Source organism: Serratia sp. EC4 (assembly GCF_059652115.1).
The window spans coordinates 282,179-300,995 of sequence record NZ_JBNIDE010000004.1 but is presented as its reverse complement, the minus strand read 5'-3'; the positions used below and the strand labels follow the sequence as shown (position 1 = coordinate 300,995).

General features: G+C 61.7%; 18 protein-coding genes. 13 read left to right on the top strand and 5 right to left on the bottom strand.

Annotated features, from left to right (window positions below):
* The first annotated feature begins 4 nt into the window (after window positions 1–4).
* Together ACP39K_RS14885 and ACP39K_RS14880 are read left to right on the top strand one after the other, a co-directional pair.
* Window positions 5–775, top strand: coding sequence for a 3-hydroxybutyrate dehydrogenase (locus ACP39K_RS14885; RefSeq protein WP_060444823.1), 771 nt, complete (start codon window positions 5–7; stop codon window positions 773–775).
* Window positions 776–1,146: 371 nt separating this feature from the next.
* Window positions 1,147–2,283: a porin gene (locus tag ACP39K_RS14880; protein WP_033638822.1), complete on the top strand. Its 1,137-nt coding sequence runs from the start codon at window positions 1,147–1,149 to the stop codon at window positions 2,281–2,283.
* A 38-nt stretch (window positions 2,284–2,321) separates the two neighbouring features.
* On the opposite strand, the gene ACP39K_RS14875 is transcribed toward ACP39K_RS14880, so the two are convergent.
* A complete protein-coding gene (locus ACP39K_RS14875; protein WP_004933266.1) occupies window positions 2,322–3,143 on the bottom strand; it encodes an AraC family transcriptional regulator in 822 nt (273 codons plus the stop codon).
* Between the two features lie 120 nt (window positions 3,144–3,263).
* Between ACP39K_RS14875 and ACP39K_RS14870 the strand changes: the two genes are divergently transcribed.
* The 10 genes from ACP39K_RS14870 (at window position 3,264) to ACP39K_RS14825 (ending at window position 12,208) form a co-directional block, all read left to right on the top strand.
* On the top strand, window positions 3,264–3,641 hold the full coding sequence (locus tag ACP39K_RS14870; protein WP_016929221.1) for a hypothetical protein: 378 nt from the start codon (window positions 3,264–3,266) through the stop codon (window positions 3,639–3,641).
* Between the two features lie 10 nt (window positions 3,642–3,651).
* A complete protein-coding gene (locus ACP39K_RS14865; RefSeq protein WP_033638820.1) occupies window positions 3,652–4,527 on the top strand; it encodes a helix-turn-helix domain-containing protein in 876 nt (291 codons plus the stop codon).
* Between the two features lie 229 nt (window positions 4,528–4,756).
* Window positions 4,757–5,677: a L,D-transpeptidase family protein gene (locus ACP39K_RS14860; RefSeq protein WP_033638819.1), complete on the top strand. Its 921-nt coding sequence runs from the start codon at window positions 4,757–4,759 to the stop codon at window positions 5,675–5,677.
* A 252-nt stretch (window positions 5,678–5,929) separates the two neighbouring features.
* Complete coding sequence (locus ACP39K_RS14855) at window positions 5,930–6,310, top strand: type II toxin-antitoxin system RelE/ParE family toxin (protein WP_033641319.1); 381 nt, start codon at window positions 5,930–5,932, stop codon at window positions 6,308–6,310.
* Complete coding sequence (locus tag ACP39K_RS14850; RefSeq protein ID WP_033638818.1) at window positions 6,273–6,596, top strand: helix-turn-helix domain-containing protein; 324 nt, start codon at window positions 6,273–6,275, stop codon at window positions 6,594–6,596. Before ACP39K_RS14855 ends, ACP39K_RS14850 begins: the two co-directional genes overlap by 38 nt.
* Before the next feature lie 242 nt (window positions 6,597–6,838).
* Entirely contained in the window at window positions 6,839–7,246 is a 408-nt protein-coding gene (locus ACP39K_RS14845; protein ID WP_004933244.1) for an ExbD/TolR family protein, read from the top strand.
* Between the two features lies 1 nt (window position 7,247).
* The gene (locus ACP39K_RS14840) at window positions 7,248–7,994 is read left to right on the top strand and encodes an energy transducer TonB family protein (protein ID WP_497008614.1); all 747 of its coding nucleotides are present in this window, start codon (window positions 7,248–7,250) and stop codon (window positions 7,992–7,994) included.
* A 39-nt stretch (window positions 7,995–8,033) separates the two neighbouring features.
* On the top strand, window positions 8,034–10,268 hold the full coding sequence (locus ACP39K_RS14835; protein WP_016929216.1) for a TonB-dependent receptor family protein: 2,235 nt from the start codon (window positions 8,034–8,036) through the stop codon (window positions 10,266–10,268).
* A 46-nt stretch (window positions 10,269–10,314) separates the two neighbouring features.
* The gene (locus tag ACP39K_RS14830; protein ID WP_016929215.1) at window positions 10,315–10,965 is read left to right on the top strand and encodes a MotA/TolQ/ExbB proton channel family protein; all 651 of its coding nucleotides are present in this window, start codon (window positions 10,315–10,317) and stop codon (window positions 10,963–10,965) included.
* Entirely contained in the window at window positions 10,958–12,208 is a 1,251-nt protein-coding gene (locus ACP39K_RS14825) for a phospholipase D-like domain-containing protein (protein ID WP_497008613.1), read from the top strand. Before ACP39K_RS14830 ends, ACP39K_RS14825 begins: the two co-directional genes overlap by 8 nt.
* Before the next feature lie 38 nt (window positions 12,209–12,246).
* Here ACP39K_RS14825 and ACP39K_RS14820 read toward each other — a convergent pair whose 3' ends face one another.
* The 4 genes from ACP39K_RS14820 to aptA all read right to left on the bottom strand — a co-directional run bounded on the left by ACP39K_RS14820 (window position 12,247) and on the right by aptA (window position 17,721).
* Complete coding sequence (locus ACP39K_RS14820; protein WP_033638813.1) at window positions 12,247–13,356, bottom strand: DmpA family aminopeptidase; 1,110 nt, start codon at window positions 13,354–13,356, stop codon at window positions 12,247–12,249.
* Between the two features lie 2 nt (window positions 13,357–13,358).
* Entirely contained in the window at window positions 13,359–14,735 is a 1,377-nt protein-coding gene (locus ACP39K_RS14815) for an APC family permease (RefSeq protein WP_033638812.1), read from the bottom strand.
* A 126-nt stretch (window positions 14,736–14,861) separates the two neighbouring features.
* Window positions 14,862–16,370: a CoA-acylating methylmalonate-semialdehyde dehydrogenase gene (locus ACP39K_RS14810; protein ID WP_197835658.1), complete on the bottom strand. Its 1,509-nt coding sequence runs from the start codon at window positions 16,368–16,370 to the stop codon at window positions 14,862–14,864.
* A gap of 10 nt (window positions 16,371–16,380) precedes the next feature.
* Window positions 16,381–17,721 carry an omega-aminotransferase AptA gene (gene aptA, locus ACP39K_RS14805; protein WP_497008612.1) on the bottom strand — a complete coding sequence of 447 codons (1,341 nt, stop codon included), beginning with the start codon at window positions 17,719–17,721 and terminating at the stop codon, window positions 16,381–16,383.
* A gap of 135 nt (window positions 17,722–17,856) precedes the next feature.
* On the opposite strand from aptA, the gene ACP39K_RS14800 reads away from it, so the two are divergent.
* A complete protein-coding gene (locus ACP39K_RS14800) occupies window positions 17,857–18,786 on the top strand; it encodes a LysR family transcriptional regulator (RefSeq protein WP_016929209.1) in 930 nt (309 codons plus the stop codon).
* Window positions 18,787–18,817 lie beyond the last annotated feature (31 nt).

The window sequence follows — 18,817 nt, the reverse complement described above, 5'->3', positions numbered from 1 at the left end:
TACCATGAGTGTACAAGGCAAAACCGCGCTGGTGACCGGCTCGACCAGCGGCATCGGCCTCGGGATAGCGTCCGTGCTGGCCGCCGCCGGCGCGCGCGTGATCCTCAACGGCTTCGGCGACGTGGAGCAGGCGCAAATGCAGGTCGCGCGGCTGGGCGCCGCGCCGGGGTATCACGGCGCCGATCTCGGCGATGCGGCCCAGATAGCGGACATGATGCAGTATGCCGAGCGTGAGTTCGGCGGCGTGGACATTCTGGTGAACAACGCCGGCATTCAGCATGTGGCGCCGCTGGATCAGTTCCCGGTGGAGAAATGGAACGCCATCCTCGCCATCAACCTGTCGGCGGTATTCCACACCTGCCGATTGGCGCTGCCGGGGATGCGCGAGCGCAACTGGGGGCGCATCATCAACGTGGCGTCGGTGCACGGGCTGGTGGCGTCGAAAGACAAGTCGGCCTATGTGGCGGCCAAGCACGGCGTGGTGGGGCTGACCAAGACGCTGGCGCTGGAGACCGCGCGCACGCCCGTCACCTGCAACGCCATCTGCCCCGGCTGGGTGCTGACGCCGCTGGTGCAGCAGCAGATCGACAAACGCATTGCCGCCGGGACCGATCCGCAGCAGGCGCGCGATGAGCTGTTGGCGGAGAAGCAGCCTTCGCAAGCGTTCGTCACGCCTGAGCAGCTCGGCGAGCTGGCGCTGTTCCTGTGCAGTGATGCGGCGGCGCAGGTGCGCGGCGCCGCCTGGAACATGGACGGCGGCTGGCTGGCGCAGTAGTGAATTCTCTCTCCCGGAGCGCGCAACGCGCTCCGTCGTTATTTCCCGCCTTTAGTTAATTCCCTCGCGTGACGGTTTACCTGCGGCAATAATATTTATTTGTTATTTGCTATCTTTATTTCCAGATAATCACGAAGGGTTATTTTGGGTGAAGCGTGCGGATTGGTTTATTTCGTGCTGCGATTATTACATTGTTTTTCTTTGTGTTACAGGTGAACATGTTTTTGCTGAAATTAAATCCAACCTGAAATAATGGCAGGTTATGGCGTGAATTTTTATATCTTGCGTGCGATGTTCACATCGGTTAATTATTTCTGCGTGGCTTAAGACCACCGCGTTTATAACAATAATTTTTTCGGGCAGGGGTAATAATGAGAAAAAATACAACGCCAATATTCATTGGCGGCGTCTTGCTGTCGGCGTTATCCGCCGGCGCACAGGCCGAGATCACCATTCTGGATAAAAACCCGCAGAGCAATGTGTTGCTGGCGCCGCTCAGTTTAAAGGTGGGCGGCAGCATTCGCCCCGAGTGGATCTTCAATAATGGCCCGGAGCCGGGCTATGACAAAAACGGCCACGACGGCGGCACGCGTTTTCGCTTCAGCGGCGATTATGCGCTGACGCAGGACACTTCGATCATCGGCTATTACGAGTGGGGCGTCGATCTGGCGCACGCGCTCAGCTGGGACGGGCATTATAACGAAGACGGCAAGCGCGACTATCAGCGCCAACTGTACGCCGGTTTCAAGGACGATCGTTACGGCACCCTGACCTATGGCCATCAATACGGCATCTATTATTCGGTGGTCGGCATTAAAAGCGACGTCTGGGATAACGATGGCCATGCGGGCGGCACCGGCATCGGCATTTCCGGCGACTATGACGGCGGCAATAAACCGAAAAACAGCATCAAATACACCAATGATTTCGGGCCGGTCACGCTGTACGCCAACTATTTATTGCCGGAAGACGATCTGCACACCGCGGATAACCTGATTTACCGCCGCAAGGGCGGTGGCGGGCTGGGCTTCGATTATAAGGTGACGAAGGATTTCACTTTCAGCGCGGCCTACAGTTATACCGATGCGAAGATCAAAGACAATCTGTACCACGAACAGGATTATCACCAGCAGTTGTCCGGCACCGCGTTGACCTGGCAGCCGAACAACTGGTACATCGTCGGCACCGCCAGCTACTACAAAGATTATGTGCCGAGCACCCGCCAGCGCACGCTGTCGCACTTCTTCGCCGGTGACGGCTACGGGCTGGAAGGCTTCGTCGGTTATACCTTCAATATCGACAAGCCGTTCCTCAAATCCGTCCAGCCTTATGTGGCGGCGGACTCGCTGCGGCTGAAGGGAGACGAGGCGTATCACGCCAACCACGTCTATCTTGGCGCGGGCACCACCATCGGTTACGGTCTGTCGGTGTATGTGGAGCGCACGCTGGCCAACAGCAGCGACAATGAGCCGGATTCCACCTGGATAACGGTGTTCTACGATTTCTGATTTTCACCTGCTCCAAGCCGGCGCTTGCGCCGGCTTTTTCACATGGTGATCGCGCCGCCCAGGGTTTCTCCAGAGGCGTTGCGCTCCGCCAGGTAGCGCGCCGGCGGTTTGCCCACCGCCTTTCTGAACATGGTGACGAAGCCGCTGGCGCTCTCGTAGCCCAGATCCAGCGCCACCGTCTGTACGCTCTCGCCCTGCGTCAAGCGCTGCAGCGCCAGCATCACGTGCAGCTGGCGCCGCCAGTGGCCGAAGCTCATGCCCATCTGCTGTTGCAGCGTGCGGCTGAGGGAGCGTTCGCTCATGCCGATGCGCTGCGCCCACTGCCCGAGGGTGGATTTGTCCGCCGGGCTGCTCAGCATGCCTTCGGTCAACTGCCGGATGCGCGCATCGTCGGACACCGGCAGATGCAGATTCTCGATCGGCGCGGCCGCCAGCTGATCCAGCAATACCGCCGTCAGACGCCCTTCGGCGCCCTGTTCGTCGTAAAGCGGCTCGAAGGTGCTGGCCTGCAGCAGCAGCTCGCGCAGCAGCGGCGAGACCGACAGCGTGCAGCAGCTTTGCGGCAGGCCGGCGGCGGCATGTTGATCGACGAACAGGCAGTAGGCCTCGGTGGAGCCGGCGCCCTGGGCGTTGTGCAATACGTTGCCCGGCATCCACAGCGCGCACTGCGGCGGCACCAGCCACAGCCCGTTTTCCACTTCGCAGCGGATCATGCCGCGCACGGTGTAGATCAGTTGCGCCTTCCGGTGGCGGTGCGGCTCGACTTCCCAATCCTGTTCGAGGGTCGACCCCTGCAGGGCAAACAGCGGGCGCGGCACTTGATCGATATCCAGACAGTGGCGGGGGATCTGTACTTTCATGAGAATAGTTCTCAATTTGGCGGAATTGAAAAGTATTATGTCCTGATTGCGCAATGCGGTCTAGCGCCGGTGCCGATAAAGTAAGCGCCAGTCCTAAACCCTTTCGCGAGGAAACTGATTATGTCATTGGATACCGCCGATTTTCCGCTGGTGTGGATGCGCCGAAACGGGCGCGATACCCAGGCCGAGCTGGCCGAATTCAGCGCGCTGCTGGCGCGCGCCGAACCTTTTGTTCTGATCACCGACCGCAGCGTCGGCGATGAAGAAGAAGAACATGACCGCGATGCTCGCACCCAGGTGGCGCTGTGGAAACGCGATAACCGCGAGGCGCTGAAGCGGTGGGTGAAAGGCATGATCATGCTGGAGCCGGACGACGCCAAACGCGCGGCGGCGGAAGAATTCGCCGAATACGGCGCCAAATTCTGGGGCTATCCGGTGCTGGTGGCCGCCAATGAAGCCGCAGGCCGGGTATTGGCGCAGACGTTATTAATCAAATAAGGGGAACACCATGCACCAGCAACAGGTGATTGAACAGCTGCTGGCCTGGATCGAGCAGAGCCTGGATCAGCCGCTGACGCTGGACGACATCGCCGCCAAGTCCGGCTACTCCAAATGGCATTTGCAGCGGATGTTCAAGCAGCATACCGGCCATATTCTCGGCACCTACGCGCGCCGCAGAAGGCTGACCGCCGCCGCGCGTGAACTGCGCCTGACCGGCACCAGCGTGGCCTGCATCGCCGATACTTACCAGTTCGATTCGCAGCAGACCTTCACCCGTTGCTTCCGCAAGCAGTTCGGTCTGCCGCCGGCCAGCTATCGTCGCAGCCAGGATTGGTCGAGCTATGGCCTGCAGCCGCCGCTGCGCCTGACCGAAGCGCCATTGCCGCAGGCCGATATCGTGACGCTGCCCGCCATGCAGTTGGTGGGCCATACCCAGCGCCGCAGTTTTACCCTGGGGCAACTGGCGGCCTCCAAGTGTGAGCTGCGCCGCCACGCCTGGCGGCAGTTGCTGCAGCCGCAGGCGCTGCCGGAGGTAGTATACGGTCTTACCAGTCTGGAAGTTGACCGGCGCCGCCGGGGCAGCCCGCGCATGGCCTACACCGCCGCTCTGCCGGACGAAGGGGCGCCGGGAGAGCGGGTGACTATCGAGCAGGGCGAGTATGCCCGTTTCACCTACCAGGGACAGGCGGAAGGGTTACAAAACTTTATTGTCCGGCTGTATGACACCGCCATGCCGCAGATGAACGCCATCCGCCGGCCGGGGCAGGATATCGAGCGTTTCTACCCGGCGCAGGAGGGCAGTTGCCCGCTCGGCGGCGCGGCGATCCGCTGTGAATACCTGATCCCGATACGGCGGGTGGAAGCGTTGGCCGCCGCCAGCTAGGCGGCGGTTCTCGCAAAAAATCGCCTTCGTGGCGCGTCAGGTTACAAAAAATTGCGATATTACATCGGTAATGGTTCACACTTTGATTGATGTGCACATATAATGCGCATCCGGTCCAATCCCCCTGTTTTTCAGGCCGCAGCGAGTGGCTGCCGGCTGAAACTCATCGGGGCGAAGTGGCCGTAGAAACCGATATCCCTAATCGCCAGTGGCCTTGACCAACACGAAGATGAAAATGAGCATTCGCGCGTTATTAACCCTGTTTACGGCACTGGTTGCATTCAGCCAGGCTGCCTTCGCCGTCGTTTACCCGCTGCCGCCAAAAGACAGCCGTTTGGTGGGCGAGAATATCCAAATCACCGTACCGGAAGACAGCAAACTGCCGCTGGAGAGCTTCGCCGCCCAGTATCAGATGGGGCTGAGCAACATGCTGGAGGCCAACCCGGGTGTGGATCCGTTCCTGCCGAAGGCCGGCAGCACCCTGACTATCCCGCAGCAGCTGATCCTGCCGGACGCGCCGCGTGAAGGCATCATCATCAACAGCGCCGAAATGCGTCTGTACTATTACCCGAAAGGCTCCAACACCGTGGTGGTGCTGCCGATCGGCATCGGCCAGCTGGGTAAAGACACCCCGCTGAACTGGACCACCACCGTGCAGCGCAAGAAAGACGGCCCGACCTGGACGCCGACCGCCAAGATGCGCGCCGAATACGCGGCTGACGGCGAGATCCTGCCTGCGGTGTTCCCGGCCGGCCCGGACAACCCGATGGGGCTGTATGCGCTGTATGTCGGCCGCCTGTACGCCATCCACGGCACCAACGCCAACTTCGGCATCGGCCTGCGCGTGAGCCACGGCTGCGTGCGTCTGCGCGCCGACGACATCAAGTATCTGTTCGAAAACGTGCCGGTCGGCACCCGCGTGCAGTTCATCAACGAACCGATGAAAGCCTCCGTCGAACCGGACGGCTCGCGCTACGTGGAAGTGCACAACCCGCTGTCGGCCAACGAAGAGCAGCTGCAATCGAAAGATCCGGTGCCGTTGACCATCTCCGCGCCGGTCGGCAAAGTGCTGATGGACGCCGGCGTCAACCAGAGCGAAGTGGACGCGGCGATCAAAGCCCGTTCCGGTATGCCGGTGAAAGTGAACTGATCGCCTCGGGCTCAGTGACAATGCCAAGAAGACGCCTGCGGGCGTCTTTTTTTGTGCTTGTAAAACATGTTGTTGCGTGTGCGTTCGCAATGATGCCCTCAGCGTTGCACAGAAAGAAGTCATGATGCGCGCCATCATGCAAATCGGGTTTCCCATGGTGGCCATCATCGACGTTTGAGGTGATGCTGGCGAGAAGGAATGCTCTGTAAAAGTGTTTCACTCGGTGCTATGTTTTATGGGGGAGTCATTGCAATGCGTACATTTAAAACTCGTTGGTTTAGCAAGAAGGCTCAGGCGCACGGCATTACCGATAAGGCATTATGTCGGGCGGTACACGATGTACAACGGGGTTTGGCTGTGGATTTAGGCGGTGGTGTATTTAAAAAACGTCTTAATCATAATCGCGACCGTGCGTTGGTATTAGCGAAAAACGGTCGGCATTGGGTGTATGTTTTTTTGTTTGCCAAGCAGGTCCAGGCCAATATCTCTGGGGCGGAATTGCAAGCTTTTCGCAAGTTGGCGGTGCATTTTGGCGCGTTGAGCGACGAAATGCTCCAATCCTTGGTCGTAAAGAACGAATGGATGGAGATTTGCCATGAAGAAGGAAAAAACGTTTCGGAGTCCGGCCTTTGAGGCGATTCACAGCGCGGCTGAAGGATTGCATCGTACTGGCGCCATTTCTCTGGAAACCCTACGCAGTTTCGACGAGTCTTGCCTTGCTCCGGTCGAGATGTTGCAGCCCCAAGAGATCAAAGCCTTGCGTGAGCATTTACGTTTAAGCCAACCGGTTTTTGCCCGTTATCTGAATACCAGCGTGTCGACCATACAGAAGTGGGAGACGGGGGTGAAACGGCCCGGCGGCGTGTCGCTCAAGCTGCTTTCGATCGTACGTAAGCACGGGCTTGAGGTCTTGTTGTAGTGACCGTATGGGCTGTCACTATTCTCACATTATCCTCTCTGGCTTTGGCTCTCTGAAATACCCCATCGCAATTATTCCAATAAAAATTATCGCTAATTAATAAGTTATATCTACTCCCTTATCGCCTGCCATTGAAAAAATTCTCGCAAAAAATCCGTGCTGTGAAAATAATATCACACAAGCGTAACAAAAGGTAAACAAACCCCTCCTATATTGGCTGCTTCGCTTTTGGAGGGAGTGTCATGCGTAACTGGAACGAACCGAAAAAGAACAAAGCGCACATCGAACTGATCCCGATGATCGACGTGATGATGTTTTTATTGGTGTTTTTCGTCTTGATCAGCCTGAACGTCATCCCGGCGCTCGGGCTGAAAACGCAGTTGCCGTCCGCCGGCAGCGCGCAACAGCTGAAACCGCAGAAGAAAGCGATCATCACGCTGGGGGCCGACGAACAGCTGCAGCTGGATGGCCAGCCGATCGCGCTCGACGCGTTGGTCAACACGCTGAAACAACAGCAGCAGGCCAACCAGACCACCACCATCATCGTCAACAGCGATAAAGGCGTGGCGGTCGAGCGGCTGGTGGCGGTCATGGACAACCTGCGCCAGGGCGGCTTCTTCTCCGTCTCCATCGCGACACGGAAGCTGTGACATGTATCTGCTCTATCGCTCACGTCATCTTTTCAGCTGGTTGCCGGCGCTGATTGTCGCCGGTTGCCTGCTGTTCGCCAGCCAACAGGCGGCGCTGAAGATCCAGCCGCGCTATGACGAAACCGCCATTGAACTGGCGCTGGTGGAACCTGAACCGGCGCCGGAACCCCAACCGGAAACGCCGCCGGAACCTCAGCCCGAACCGCCGCCGCCCGAGCCGGAGCCGATCCCCGAACCGGTGGTGCCGGCGCCGGAACCGATCGTGGAAGCCAAGCCGGTGCCGAAGCCACAGCCGAAGACCAAACCCAAACCGGTGAAAGAGAAAGCCAAACCGGTAGAGAAACCCAAACCGACGCCGGCGCCCGCCGTACCGCGCGCGCTGGCCAGCAAACCGGCGGCGCAGCCCGCACCGGTCGCCCCCGCGGCGCCGAAGGTGAACGCGCAGGCGATAGAAAACGGCTACCTGCTGGCCTTGCGCCGTGAGTTGGAACAGCGCAAGCGCTACCCGAGCGGGCGGCAGGCCTCGCTCGAGCGCCCGCAGGGCAACGTCGAGGTGTGGTTGGAGGTCGATCGCAGCGGGCGGGTGCTCTCTTCCGGCATCGCCAACAAAGCCGCCAGCATGCTGCTGAATCGCGCGGCGATGAGCAGCCTGCAAAGCATCAGTTCAGTGAAGCCGTTCCCGAGCGAGGCGTTCGCCGGGCAAACAACCAAAAGATTTACCGCGACGTTCAATTATCAGGCGCCTTAGCGCAAGGGTTAATCGTTTGATTTTTATGGGATGCACACAATGAAATCGTTTAATCGTTCTGGGATCTATCTGGCGGTGATGCTGCCGGGCGCCGCGCTGGCGGCCGACGCCACCGATGTCGGCACCATCAGCGTCAAGGGGCAGTCGCTCGGCGGCGGCATGATGGTGCAGGATGACAGCGCCAAGGCGCGCTCCACCGTCACCAAAGAAGCGATGGACAAAATGCCGTCGGCGGCCAACGCCATCGATAAACTGAAATACACGCCGGGCTTGAACGTCAACAGCAACGACGCCAGCGGCCTGAGCGGCGTGGACTACACCATGCGCGGCATGAACTCGGATCAGATCGGCCTGTCGATGGACGGCATCCCGATCAATGACTCCGGCAACTACGCGGTCTACCCGAACCTGCTCGGCGATGCGGAGAACCTGGAAGAGGTGTTCGTCACCCAGGGGTCTTCCGAAGCGGACGGCCCGCACATCGGCTCCAGCGGCGGCAACATCGGCCTGGTGACGCGCCGCCCGGCGAAAGACTTCGGCGGTTTCGTCAAGCAGACGCTGGGCAGCAACAGCCTGAGCAAAACCTTCGCCCGCCTGGAAACCGGCGAGTACAACGGCTTCAGCAACTGGCTCTCCTATTCGCACACCGAGGCGAAGAAATGGCGCGGCGAGGGGCGGCTGTACTCCGACAAGTTCGAGATGAACTCGCTGTATGAAGACGGCAACGGCAACAGCAGCAATCTGGTGATGAAGTACAACCGCCAGAACAACACCAACTACAACACCCTGAGCAAGGCGCAGTTCCAAAACGACGGTCGTGACACCGATTATGTCACCTCGCCGGAGTACAACAGCAAAGGGCAGTTGAACAAGTATTACAAGATTGAACGCAACCCGTTCGAGAACTTTACGCTGTCGTTCACCCAGAAACTGCAGCTGCGCGACAACCTGTCGCTGACTCTGCAGCCCTATTACTACTGGGGCAACGGCGGCAGTTTCAACGGCCAGACGGCGTCGGTATTGTCCAGCACGTCGGACAGAGCCGGGCAGTATGACCTCAGCAACCTGCAGTCCAACACCTATTACCGCCCGTCGTGGACCCAAACCTGGCGGCCGGGCATCACCACCAAGCTGAAGTGGGACATCAACGAGCAGCACAGCCTGGACGTCGGTTATTGGTACGAGCGCGCGCGCCAGTTGCAGACTCAGCCGTTCATCAGCATCAAGGGCGACGGCAACCCGTCACAGATTTGGGGGAAACCTGGCGGTTCCGATCAGGTGAAGGACGCCAACGGCAACACCGTGCAGGGACGCAACCAGTACACCATCACCCCGGCGCAGAAAGTGTGGCTGCAGGACACCTGGTTCGCCACGCCGGACTGGACCTTCGTCGGCGGCCTGGCCTATCAGTATGTGGAGCGCAAAGGGGACAACCGCGGCAGCCTGTACAACGTGCCGGAGAAGCGCAAAGCCACCTATCACGAATTCCTGCCGAACTTCAGCGCCAGCTATAAGGTGAACCAGGAAAACCAGGTGTTCTACAACCTGACGCGCAACATGCGCACGCCGCCAAACTACGTGCTGTACAACGTCGGCGACTCGCTCAGCACCAAGCCGGAACTGAGCTGGAACCACGAGCTGGGCTGGCGTTTTCAACAAGAGGACATGCTGCTGAGCGCCACGCTGTTCTACATGCGCTACAGCGATCGCCAAATCTCCACCACCAACGCGGCCGGCGACTACGAGATGATGAACATCGGCAACGTGGAGAACAAAGGGCTGGAGCTGGAGTGGAGCGGCCAACTGCCGCATAACTTCAACTACTACACCTCTTATACCTATACCCAATCGAAGCAGAAGAGCGACATCGTCAGCAATGGCGGGCAGCCGCTGCCGACCTCCGGCAAAGAAGTGCCGAACGTGCCGAAAAACCTGCTGAACATGACGTTGGGTTATGACGACGGGCTGTATTACGGCAGCGTCAGCGGCAAGTACGTCAGCGCGTTCTACGGCGATCTGACCAACGACGAGAAGATCGGCGGCCGCACGGTGTTCGATCTGGCGGCGGGGGTGCATCTGCCGGTGGACAAGAAAATCGTCAAAAGCGCCGCGCTGCGCTTTGGCATCAGCAACCTGTTTGACAAGGAATACCTGACCTCGGTGCGCACCACCACCTTCAACGCGGCGCCCTACGGCGGTGTGAAGGCCAGCACGCCGTATTACAACGTCGGCGAAGAACGCACCTTCAGCGTCTCGCTGGAAGCCACCTTTTAACTGAATACCCCGCTGCCTGCCGTGCGGCGGGGAAGAGGAAACCTGTATGGACGCTAATCTGTTGCACGACATTATTTTCTACGTGATGTACGCCGCGCTGGCGATTGCGCTGGTGATCATCATCGAACGCACGCTGTACTTCGCCTATACCCAGCGCCAGGCGCGCCGGCTGGAGCAGGCGCTGACGCCGGAGGTGCGCCGCGCCGCCGATTTGCCCGACGCGCTGACCCAGCGCAACAGCCTGCCGATGGCGGTGATCGCGCCGGTGCTGGCGCAGAAACACCGCGCCGGCGACCGCGAGGCGATCGGCGATCTGATCGACGCCCAGTACCTGCTGAGCAAGCCGCCGATGGCGCGCGGCCTGTGGCTGCTGGAAACCGTGGTCACCGCCGCGCCGTTGCTGGGGCTGCTGGGCACGGTGATGGGGATCATCGAAACCTTCAAGGCGCTGGCCGCCTCGGGGGTGTCCGAGCCGAGTCTGGTGTCGGCCGGCATGGGCACCGCGCTGTACGCCACCGGGCTGGGCATCGCCATCGCGCTGCTGTGCCTGGTGGCCAACAACTTCCTGCAGAGCCGCATGGAGCGCATCAACGAATTGCTGAAGGTGCTGCTGATCCGCGCCGGCCAGCCGGCCAGCCGTCCGGAGAGCGGCAGCGGCGAACAATGGGTTGACAGCGGAGCGCCGCGCTATGCCTAATGGCCATCCAGCACGGCGGCCGAGAGGCCGCCTTTATACGGCATTGTGGAGCGGTTGTTTGTTGATGTTGAGCCAGAGCGCTGCGGCGCGTTTTGCGATTCCCGGTTACGAGCTGGTGTACACCGCGCCGGTGGAAACCGCGCTGCAGGCCGACGACCTGCGCAACACCGCCGAGGTGTGGCGCGAGATGTTCGACGCGGCGAAAACCCGCATCGACCTGGGGCAGTTCTACGTGGCGAATCAGGACGGTTCGCTGCTGGATGGCGTGCTGCAGCACCTGAAGGCGGCCGGCGAACGCGGGGTGAAAATCCGCTTTTTGGTCGAAGAGAAGGGCCTTCGCATTTCTACCGCCGAAACGCTGGAACAGCTGAAGGCGATCCCCAATCTGGAGCTGCGCATCATTCCTTACCAGAAGCTGAGCGGCGGCATCCTGCACGCCAAGTATCTGCTGGTGGACGGCGAGCAGGCGTTCGTCGGCAGCCAGAACTTCGACTGGCGCGCGCTGGAACACATTCACGAAACCGGGCTGCGCATCAGCGACGCCAGGGTGGTGGGGCAGATCCAGGCGATCTTCGAACAGGACTGGCGGGCGCAGGCGCTGCTGGCGCAGGATAAGCCGGTGCCGGCGCTGCCCGACTCGCCGCCGACCGCGCCCCCGCAGGGCAACTATCTGGTGGCCAGCCCGCGCGCCTACAATCCGGCAGGGGTGATCGACTCACAGGCCGAGCTGCCGCGCCTGCTGGCCGACGCCAAACGGCGGGTGCGGGTGCAGGTGATGGACTACGCGCCGCTGTCGTTCGGCCCGGAACGCAGCCGTCCCTTCTATGCGGTGATCGACAACGCGCTGCGCAGCGCGGCGGCGCGCGGCGTGCAGATCGAGCTGATGGTGGCCAACTGGAACACCAAAAAGCCGGATATCGCCTGGCTGAAGAGCCTGGCGCTGGTGCCGAACGTGCAGATCAAGGTGGTGACCATTCCGCCGGCCAGCAGCGGCTTCATCCCGTTTGCCCGGGTGATCCACAGCAAGCTGATGACCATCGATGATGAGATCGCCTGGGTGGGCACCAGCAACTGGACCGGCGGCTATCTGGACAACTCGCGCAATCTGGAGCTGGTGCTGCACAGCGCGGCGATGAGCGGGCGGTTGGACCAGCTTTACCAACAGCTGTGGAACAGCGTCTACGCCGAACCGTTGCGGCTGGATTACGACTACCCGACGCCCAAGCTGGGCGGCGAATCCTGATAATCAGGGCGCGGTTAACCCCCGCGCCCTGTGTTTTTTTACCGCCGCCAGCCGGCTTTCTCCAGCGCCGTCACCAGCTGTTCGGCGCTCAATCCTTCCGCCCGATGGCCGTTGCCGCTGACGGTATTGGCCGCCAGCAACGCATTGACGATCGCTTCTTCCACCGCTTCCGCCGCCGCGGCGAACAGCGCCGAAATGTAGTCGTTGTTCACCATGCGCAGCGGCGTGGTGAAATCGCCTTTATTGGCGTAGTCGGCGGGCGGCAGGCCGTCGTTGCCGGTGGCGAAGGCGATGAAAATGTCGCCGCTCGAATCCTCGGTGCCGCCGCCGGTGCGGGCGATGCCGATGCTGGCGCGCTGCGCCAGCCGCGCGCACTGGTGCGGCAGCAGCGGCGCGTCGGTCGCCAGCGCCACCACGATGGAGCCCATGCCGGGATGCGGCAACTGCGGCGTGAACGGCGAGGGGAGATGCCCCAGGTGGCGGCCCACCGGGTAGCCGCCCACCAACAGCGACTCGCGCTTGCCGTGGTTGGCCTGCACGATGGCGCCCACCGTCCAGCCGCCTTGATCGGCGGGCAAGCGGCGCGATGCGGTGCCGCTGCCGCCTTTGAATTCATGGCAGATCATGCCGCTGCCGCCGCCGACCGCGCCTTCCTGCGGCAAGCCGCTCCGGGCCGCCTGCTGCGCTTCGCGCACGTGTTCGGCTTTGACGTGAAAGCCGTTGATGTCGTTGAGCAGGCCATCGAAGGTTTCCATCACCACCGGCATATTCCAGTACACCGCGTTGTCGCTCGCGGGCAGCGCTTCACGCTCCAGCGCGATCAGCGCATCGCGCACTACCCCCACGCTGTGGGTATTGGTGAAGGCGATTGGGCTGGTCAGCAGGCCCGCTTCGCGCACCCATTCCAGGCCGGTGGCGTCGCCGTTGCCGTTCAGCACGTGCACGCCGGCGAAGCAGGGCGCGTGGCGGGCGGAGCCGGGGCGCGGTTCGATCACCGTCACGCCGGTGCGCACGCTGCGCCCGTCCGCCAAATCGGCATGCAGGCTGGCATGGCCGACGCGCACGCCGGGCACGTCGGTGATGGCGTTCAGCGGGCCGGGCGTGCCCTGTCCGATGATAATGCCCAGATCCTGAGCGCGCTGCGTCATGGTTATTCTCCTTCTATTGAGGGGGCGGCGAGGGGCGCCGTCTGGCGGCCGCGCAGATGGTTCAGCGCCAGCCCGAAGCCGATGATGCCGGCAATGATGATAAAGTCTTTCAGGCTGCTGGCGATCAAAATCGTCCACAGTACGTACAGGCAGCACAGCAGCGCCGCCACCACCGGTAGCGGCCACAGCGGCATCAGATACGGGTGGGGGAAGTGGCGGCGACGGCGGCTGATCAGCGCCGCGACCGCCATGATGATGTACACCAGCAGCAGCAGGATCACGGTGAACGAGGTCAGCGATTCGAGGTCGGAGCAAAACGCCAGCAGCGCCGAGGGCACGCCGAACAGCAGGGTGGCGATCCAGGGGGTGCCGAAGCGCGGATGGATGATTTTCAGCGCCCGGTTGAACGCCGGCAGCCAGAAGCCGTCGCGTCCGCTGGCGAACATCATGCGGCTGAACTGCGCCACGATGGCGATGATGGCGTTGAATACCGACAGATAAATCGCGCCGCTCACCACCCGCGCCAGCGTCGGGCCGCCGAGCTCGGTGACCACATAGCCGACCGGATCGGCCTGTTTGGCCATCTCCGTCAGCGACGGCGAGCCGATCAGCAGGGCGGTGAACGGCACCAGCTCCACCAGCACCACGATGGCCAGCGTCAGCATGATCGCGATCGCCATCGGCCTGCCCTGTTCGCGCATGTCTTCCGCCATGTACACCGCCGCGCCGTAGCCGTTGTAGGAGAACAGTGCGACCCCGACCATGGCGACGATCAGCGGCAGCGATACCGGCGCCAGGCTGCCTTGCGCGTCCAGCATCACCGGCGCGGTGAGGATCTCCGCGCTTTGATGCGGATGGCTGAAACCGAGCCAGGCGATCAGCGCCAGCACCGCCACTTCGACCACCAGAAAGGCGCCGGTCAGCAGGGCGTTGGCCTTGATGTTGAAAATGGCGCAGATACCGCCGACCAGCACGGTGAGCATGCCGGCGGTCGAGGCGTCGAATTGGGTGCCCAGCGCGGTGTTCAGGTAAGGCACTGCGCCGGTGGCCAGCACCGCCGGCACGAACAGCGAGGCGCTGAGGATAAACAGGTAGGTCTGCAACCCGCACAGGGTGCCGAACAGGCGCTTGATGATGCTGTATTCACCGCCGGCGCTGGGGTGTGCGGCGCCGAGCTCGGCATAGCACAACGCGATGGCGGCGGCGACGCAGGCGGCGATCAGAAACGACAGAAAGGCGCCGCTGCCGGCGTTGGCGATCGCCAGCGGCGCGATAACGAAGATCGAACTGGCCGGCGTCACGCCGGACGCGGTGATCATCACTACGTCGAGGACGCTGAGATTGCCTTTGAAGGTGTGTTCAGGGGCGGACTCTTTCATGGGATAACGACTCCATTAACGTGTGAGTGAGTTATTGTTTTGCTGCACAGGCTGTACGCAGGAATCAAATGGAGCGCGCTAAATGCCGGGGAGCGTTGCTCCCCGGAAGTTTATTGTTCTTATGTGTTACCCCTGCCCCGACGGGAAGCTGAAGCTGGCGCGGCGGGCATCGCCGGAGGCCGGCCAGCGCTGGGTCACGGTCTTGCGTTTGGTGTAGAACCTGACGGCGTCCGGGCCGTAGGCGTGCAGATCGCCAAACAGCGAGCGCTTCCAGCCGCCGAACGAGTGGTAGGCCACCGGCACAGGCAGCGCCACGTTGATCCCCACCATGCCGACCTGAATGCGGCTGGAGAAGTAACGCGCCGCTTCGCCGTCGCGGGTGAACAGGCAGGTGCCGTTGCCGTATTCGTGGGCGTCGATCAAGGCCATCGCCTCCGGCAGCGAGGCCGCGCGCACCACGCCGAGCACCGGGCCGAAGATCTCTTCCTGATAGATGCGCATGCCGGGCGTCACGCGATCGAACAGCGTCGGGCCGAGGAAATACCCCTGGCTGGGGCGGCCGTCGGCGCCGATCACGCTCAGCTCGCGGCCGTCCACCAGTAGCTCGGCGCCTTCGGCCACGCCCTGCTCGATATAGCCTTTCACCTTCTGATAATGCTGCTGGGTCACCAGCGGCCCCATGTCGTTGCGGTTGTCGCTGCCGGGGCCGACGCGCATGGCGGCCATTTGTTGCCGCAGCCCGGCGATCAGCGCGTCGGCGGTGCCGTCGCCCACCGCCACCACCAGCGGGATGGCCATGCAGCGCTGGCCGCAGGAACCGAACGCCGCGCCCATCAGCGCGCCGACCGCGCCGGGGATATCGGCGTCCGGCAGCACCACCGCGTGGTTCTTGGCGCCGCCCAGCGCCTGCACCCGTTTGTTCTGGCCGCAGCCGGTGTGATAGATGTGCTCCGCCACCGGCGTCGAACCGACGAAGCTTATCGCTTTGACGCGCCCGTCATGCAGCAGCGTCTCCACCGCTTCGCGGTCGCCGTTGACCACGTTGAGCACCCCCGGTGGCAGCCCGGCCTCCGCCGCCAGCCGCGCGATATACAGCGCGGCGGAAGGCACGCGCTCGGAAGGCTTCAGCACGAAGGTGTTGCCGCAGGCGACCGCCATTGGCCACATCCACAGCGGCACCATCGCCGGGAAGTTGAACGGGGTGATGCCCGCCACCACCCCCAGCGGCTGAAACTCGCTCCAGCTGTCGATGCCCGGGCCTGCCTCTTTGCTGTGTTCACCCTTCAGCAGTTCCGGCACATAGCTGGCGTATTCGATATTCTCAATGCCGCGCTGCAGTTCGCCCAGGGCGTCGCTGAGCACCTTGCCGTGCTCGGCGGTGATTAACTGGCAGATGGCGTCGGCGTGTTGCTCCAGCAGATCCTTGAGCTTCATCATGATGCGCGCGCGCTTCAGCGGAGGGGTATCGCGCCAGGCGGGATAAGCCTGTTCGGCGGCGGCGATGGCGCGCTCCACCGTGGCGCGGTCGGCCAACTGCACCTCCTGCGCCGATTGGCCGGTGGCCGGGTCGTAAACCGGCTGGCTGCGTTCGCCGCCGGCGGCGGGCTCGCCGTTGATCCAATGGGTGATGGTCATGGTTCTCTCCTTATTCGGTGGCGTTGAGGGCGTCGCCCACGGCGTTGATCAGCGCATCGATCTGCGCTTCGCTGCTGATGAACGGCGGTGCCAACTGCAGGGTGTCGCCGCCGTAGCGCACGTAAAATCCGCTTTCCCAGCAGCGCATCGCCGCCTCGAAGGGGCGCCGCGCCGGCTCGCCGGGCCGCGCCGCCAGCGTGATGCCGGCCGCCAGGCCGATATTGCGAATGTCGGCGACGTGTTTGGCTCCTTGCAGGCTGTGCACCGCGCGCTCGAAGTAGGGCGCCAGCGCCTGTACGCGCTCCACCATCTGTTCGCGCTGCAGGATGTCCAGCGTCGCCAGCGCGACCGCGCAGCTGACCGGATGGGCGGAGTAGGTGTAGCCGTGCGGGAATTCGAGCTGGTAGTCCGGCTCGCCGCCGTTCATGAAGGTGTGGTAAATCTCCGGCCGCACCACCACCGCGCCCATCGGCTGCGCGCCGTTGGTCACCTGTTTGGCGATGTTCATGATGTCCGGCGTGACGCCGAACGCCTCGGCGCCGGTCATCGCGCCGCAGCGGCCGAAGGCGGTGATCACTTCGTCGAAGATCAGCAGGATGTCATGCTGGGTACAGATTTCGCGCAGGCGCTGCAAGTAGCCGACCGGCGGCACGATCACCCCGGCAGAGCCGGAGAACGGTTCGACGATCACCGCGGCGATCGTCGAGGCGTCGCGCAGCGCGATGATGCGGTTGAGCTCTTCCGCCAGCTCCGCCCCCTGTTGCGGCATGCCGCGCGAAAAGGCGTTGCCGGCCAGCAGGGTGTGCGGCAGGTGGTCCGCCTCGGCGCCGGCGCCGAACGTCTTGCGGTTGCCGGCGATGCCGCCGACCGAGATGCCGCCGAAGTTAACGCCGTGATAGCCCTTTTCCCGGCCGATAAAGCAGGTTTTGCCCGCCTGGCCTTTGGCGCGCCAGTAAGCGCGCGCCATTTTCAGCGAGGTGTCCGCCGCTTCCGAGCCGGAGCCGGTGAAGAACACGTAATCCAGCCCCGCCGGCGTCAGCGCCTTGATTTTGTTGGCCAGCTCGAACGACAGCGGGTGGCCGAACTGAAACGCCGGCGAGTAATCCAGCGTCGCCAGCTGGCGCTGGGCGGTGTCGGTGATTTCCTGCCGGCCGTGCCCCAATCCGCAGCACCACAATCCGGACAGGCCGTCGAAAATCTTTCTGCCGTCGTGGCTGGTGTAATACGCCCCCGCGGCTTGAGTAATGATGCGCGGCTGCGCTTTAAAATTGCGGTTGCCGGTAAAAGGCATCCAATGGGCCTCTAATCCTGCGGCATCGAGGTTATTTAGCGGGTGATTTTCAGCGGCCATGTTTTCCTCCGAACAGGAAAATAAGAGCGATTAATGAAATAAACTGAGTTGTTAACGAATTGTTGTGCGAAATTGACTATGTACCGCTTGTTCTCTACTGTGAATAATCATATGTCGAAACTTACTTAAGGTTTTATGCAAGTAAAAAAGCGCGCGCTGTTAGGACAATTGTCGGATATGGATCTGCGTTTGCTGCGGGTATTCAAGGCCGTGGTCGACTGCGGCGGCATGAGCGCCGCCGAACTGGAGCTGAACATCAGCCTGTCGACCATCAGCAAGCACATCAAGGATCTGGAACAGCGGCTGGGCCTGACGCTGTGCCAGCGCGGGCGCGAGGGCTTTGCGGTCACCGACGAGGGGCTGATTATCTACCAGGAAACCGTCAACCTGCTGGCGGCCACCGAGGCGTTCCGGCGCGGGGTGGACGAGGTGCACCAGCGCATGGGCGGGCAGCTGCACGTGGCGATATTCGACCATACGGTCAGCAATCCGCAGGCGCAGATCGGCCGGGCCATCGCATTATTCAGCGAGCGCGCGCCGGAGGTTTCTTTGCAAATGTACGTGGAGCCGATTAATACCATTGAACGCGGCGTTATTGACGGGCAATTTCAGGTTGGCGTTATTCCCATGCACCGCAGCGCGGAAAGTTTATCTTATCATTCGTTATTCAGTGAGAGGATGTTCTTATATTGCGGCGCGCAGCATGAATTATTTTCCGGCCCCCATGAAACATTAAATTGGGATCTGCTGCACAATTATGCCTTCGCCGGATTAGGCTATCATTCGCCGAATATGGAACTGAGCCTGCAGCAACATTTGCATCGCAAGGCGACGGGGTTTGCGCAGGAGTCGATAGCGACGTTAATTCTGTCCGGCAAATACGTCGGCTTTTTGCCTGATCACTACGCGGCGTTTTTCGTGGCGCAGAATATGATGCGGGCGATCAAACCGGCGCTATTCCGCTATCACTGCGAATACTCCAGCGTGCTGCGCCGCTCGCCGGTGCCGCAACGGGTGGTGAAGCTGTTCCATGAGTGCCTGCTGGCGGCCCACGGAACAGCGTGACGCTTACTGCTCTTTCTTCTTGCCGAAGATT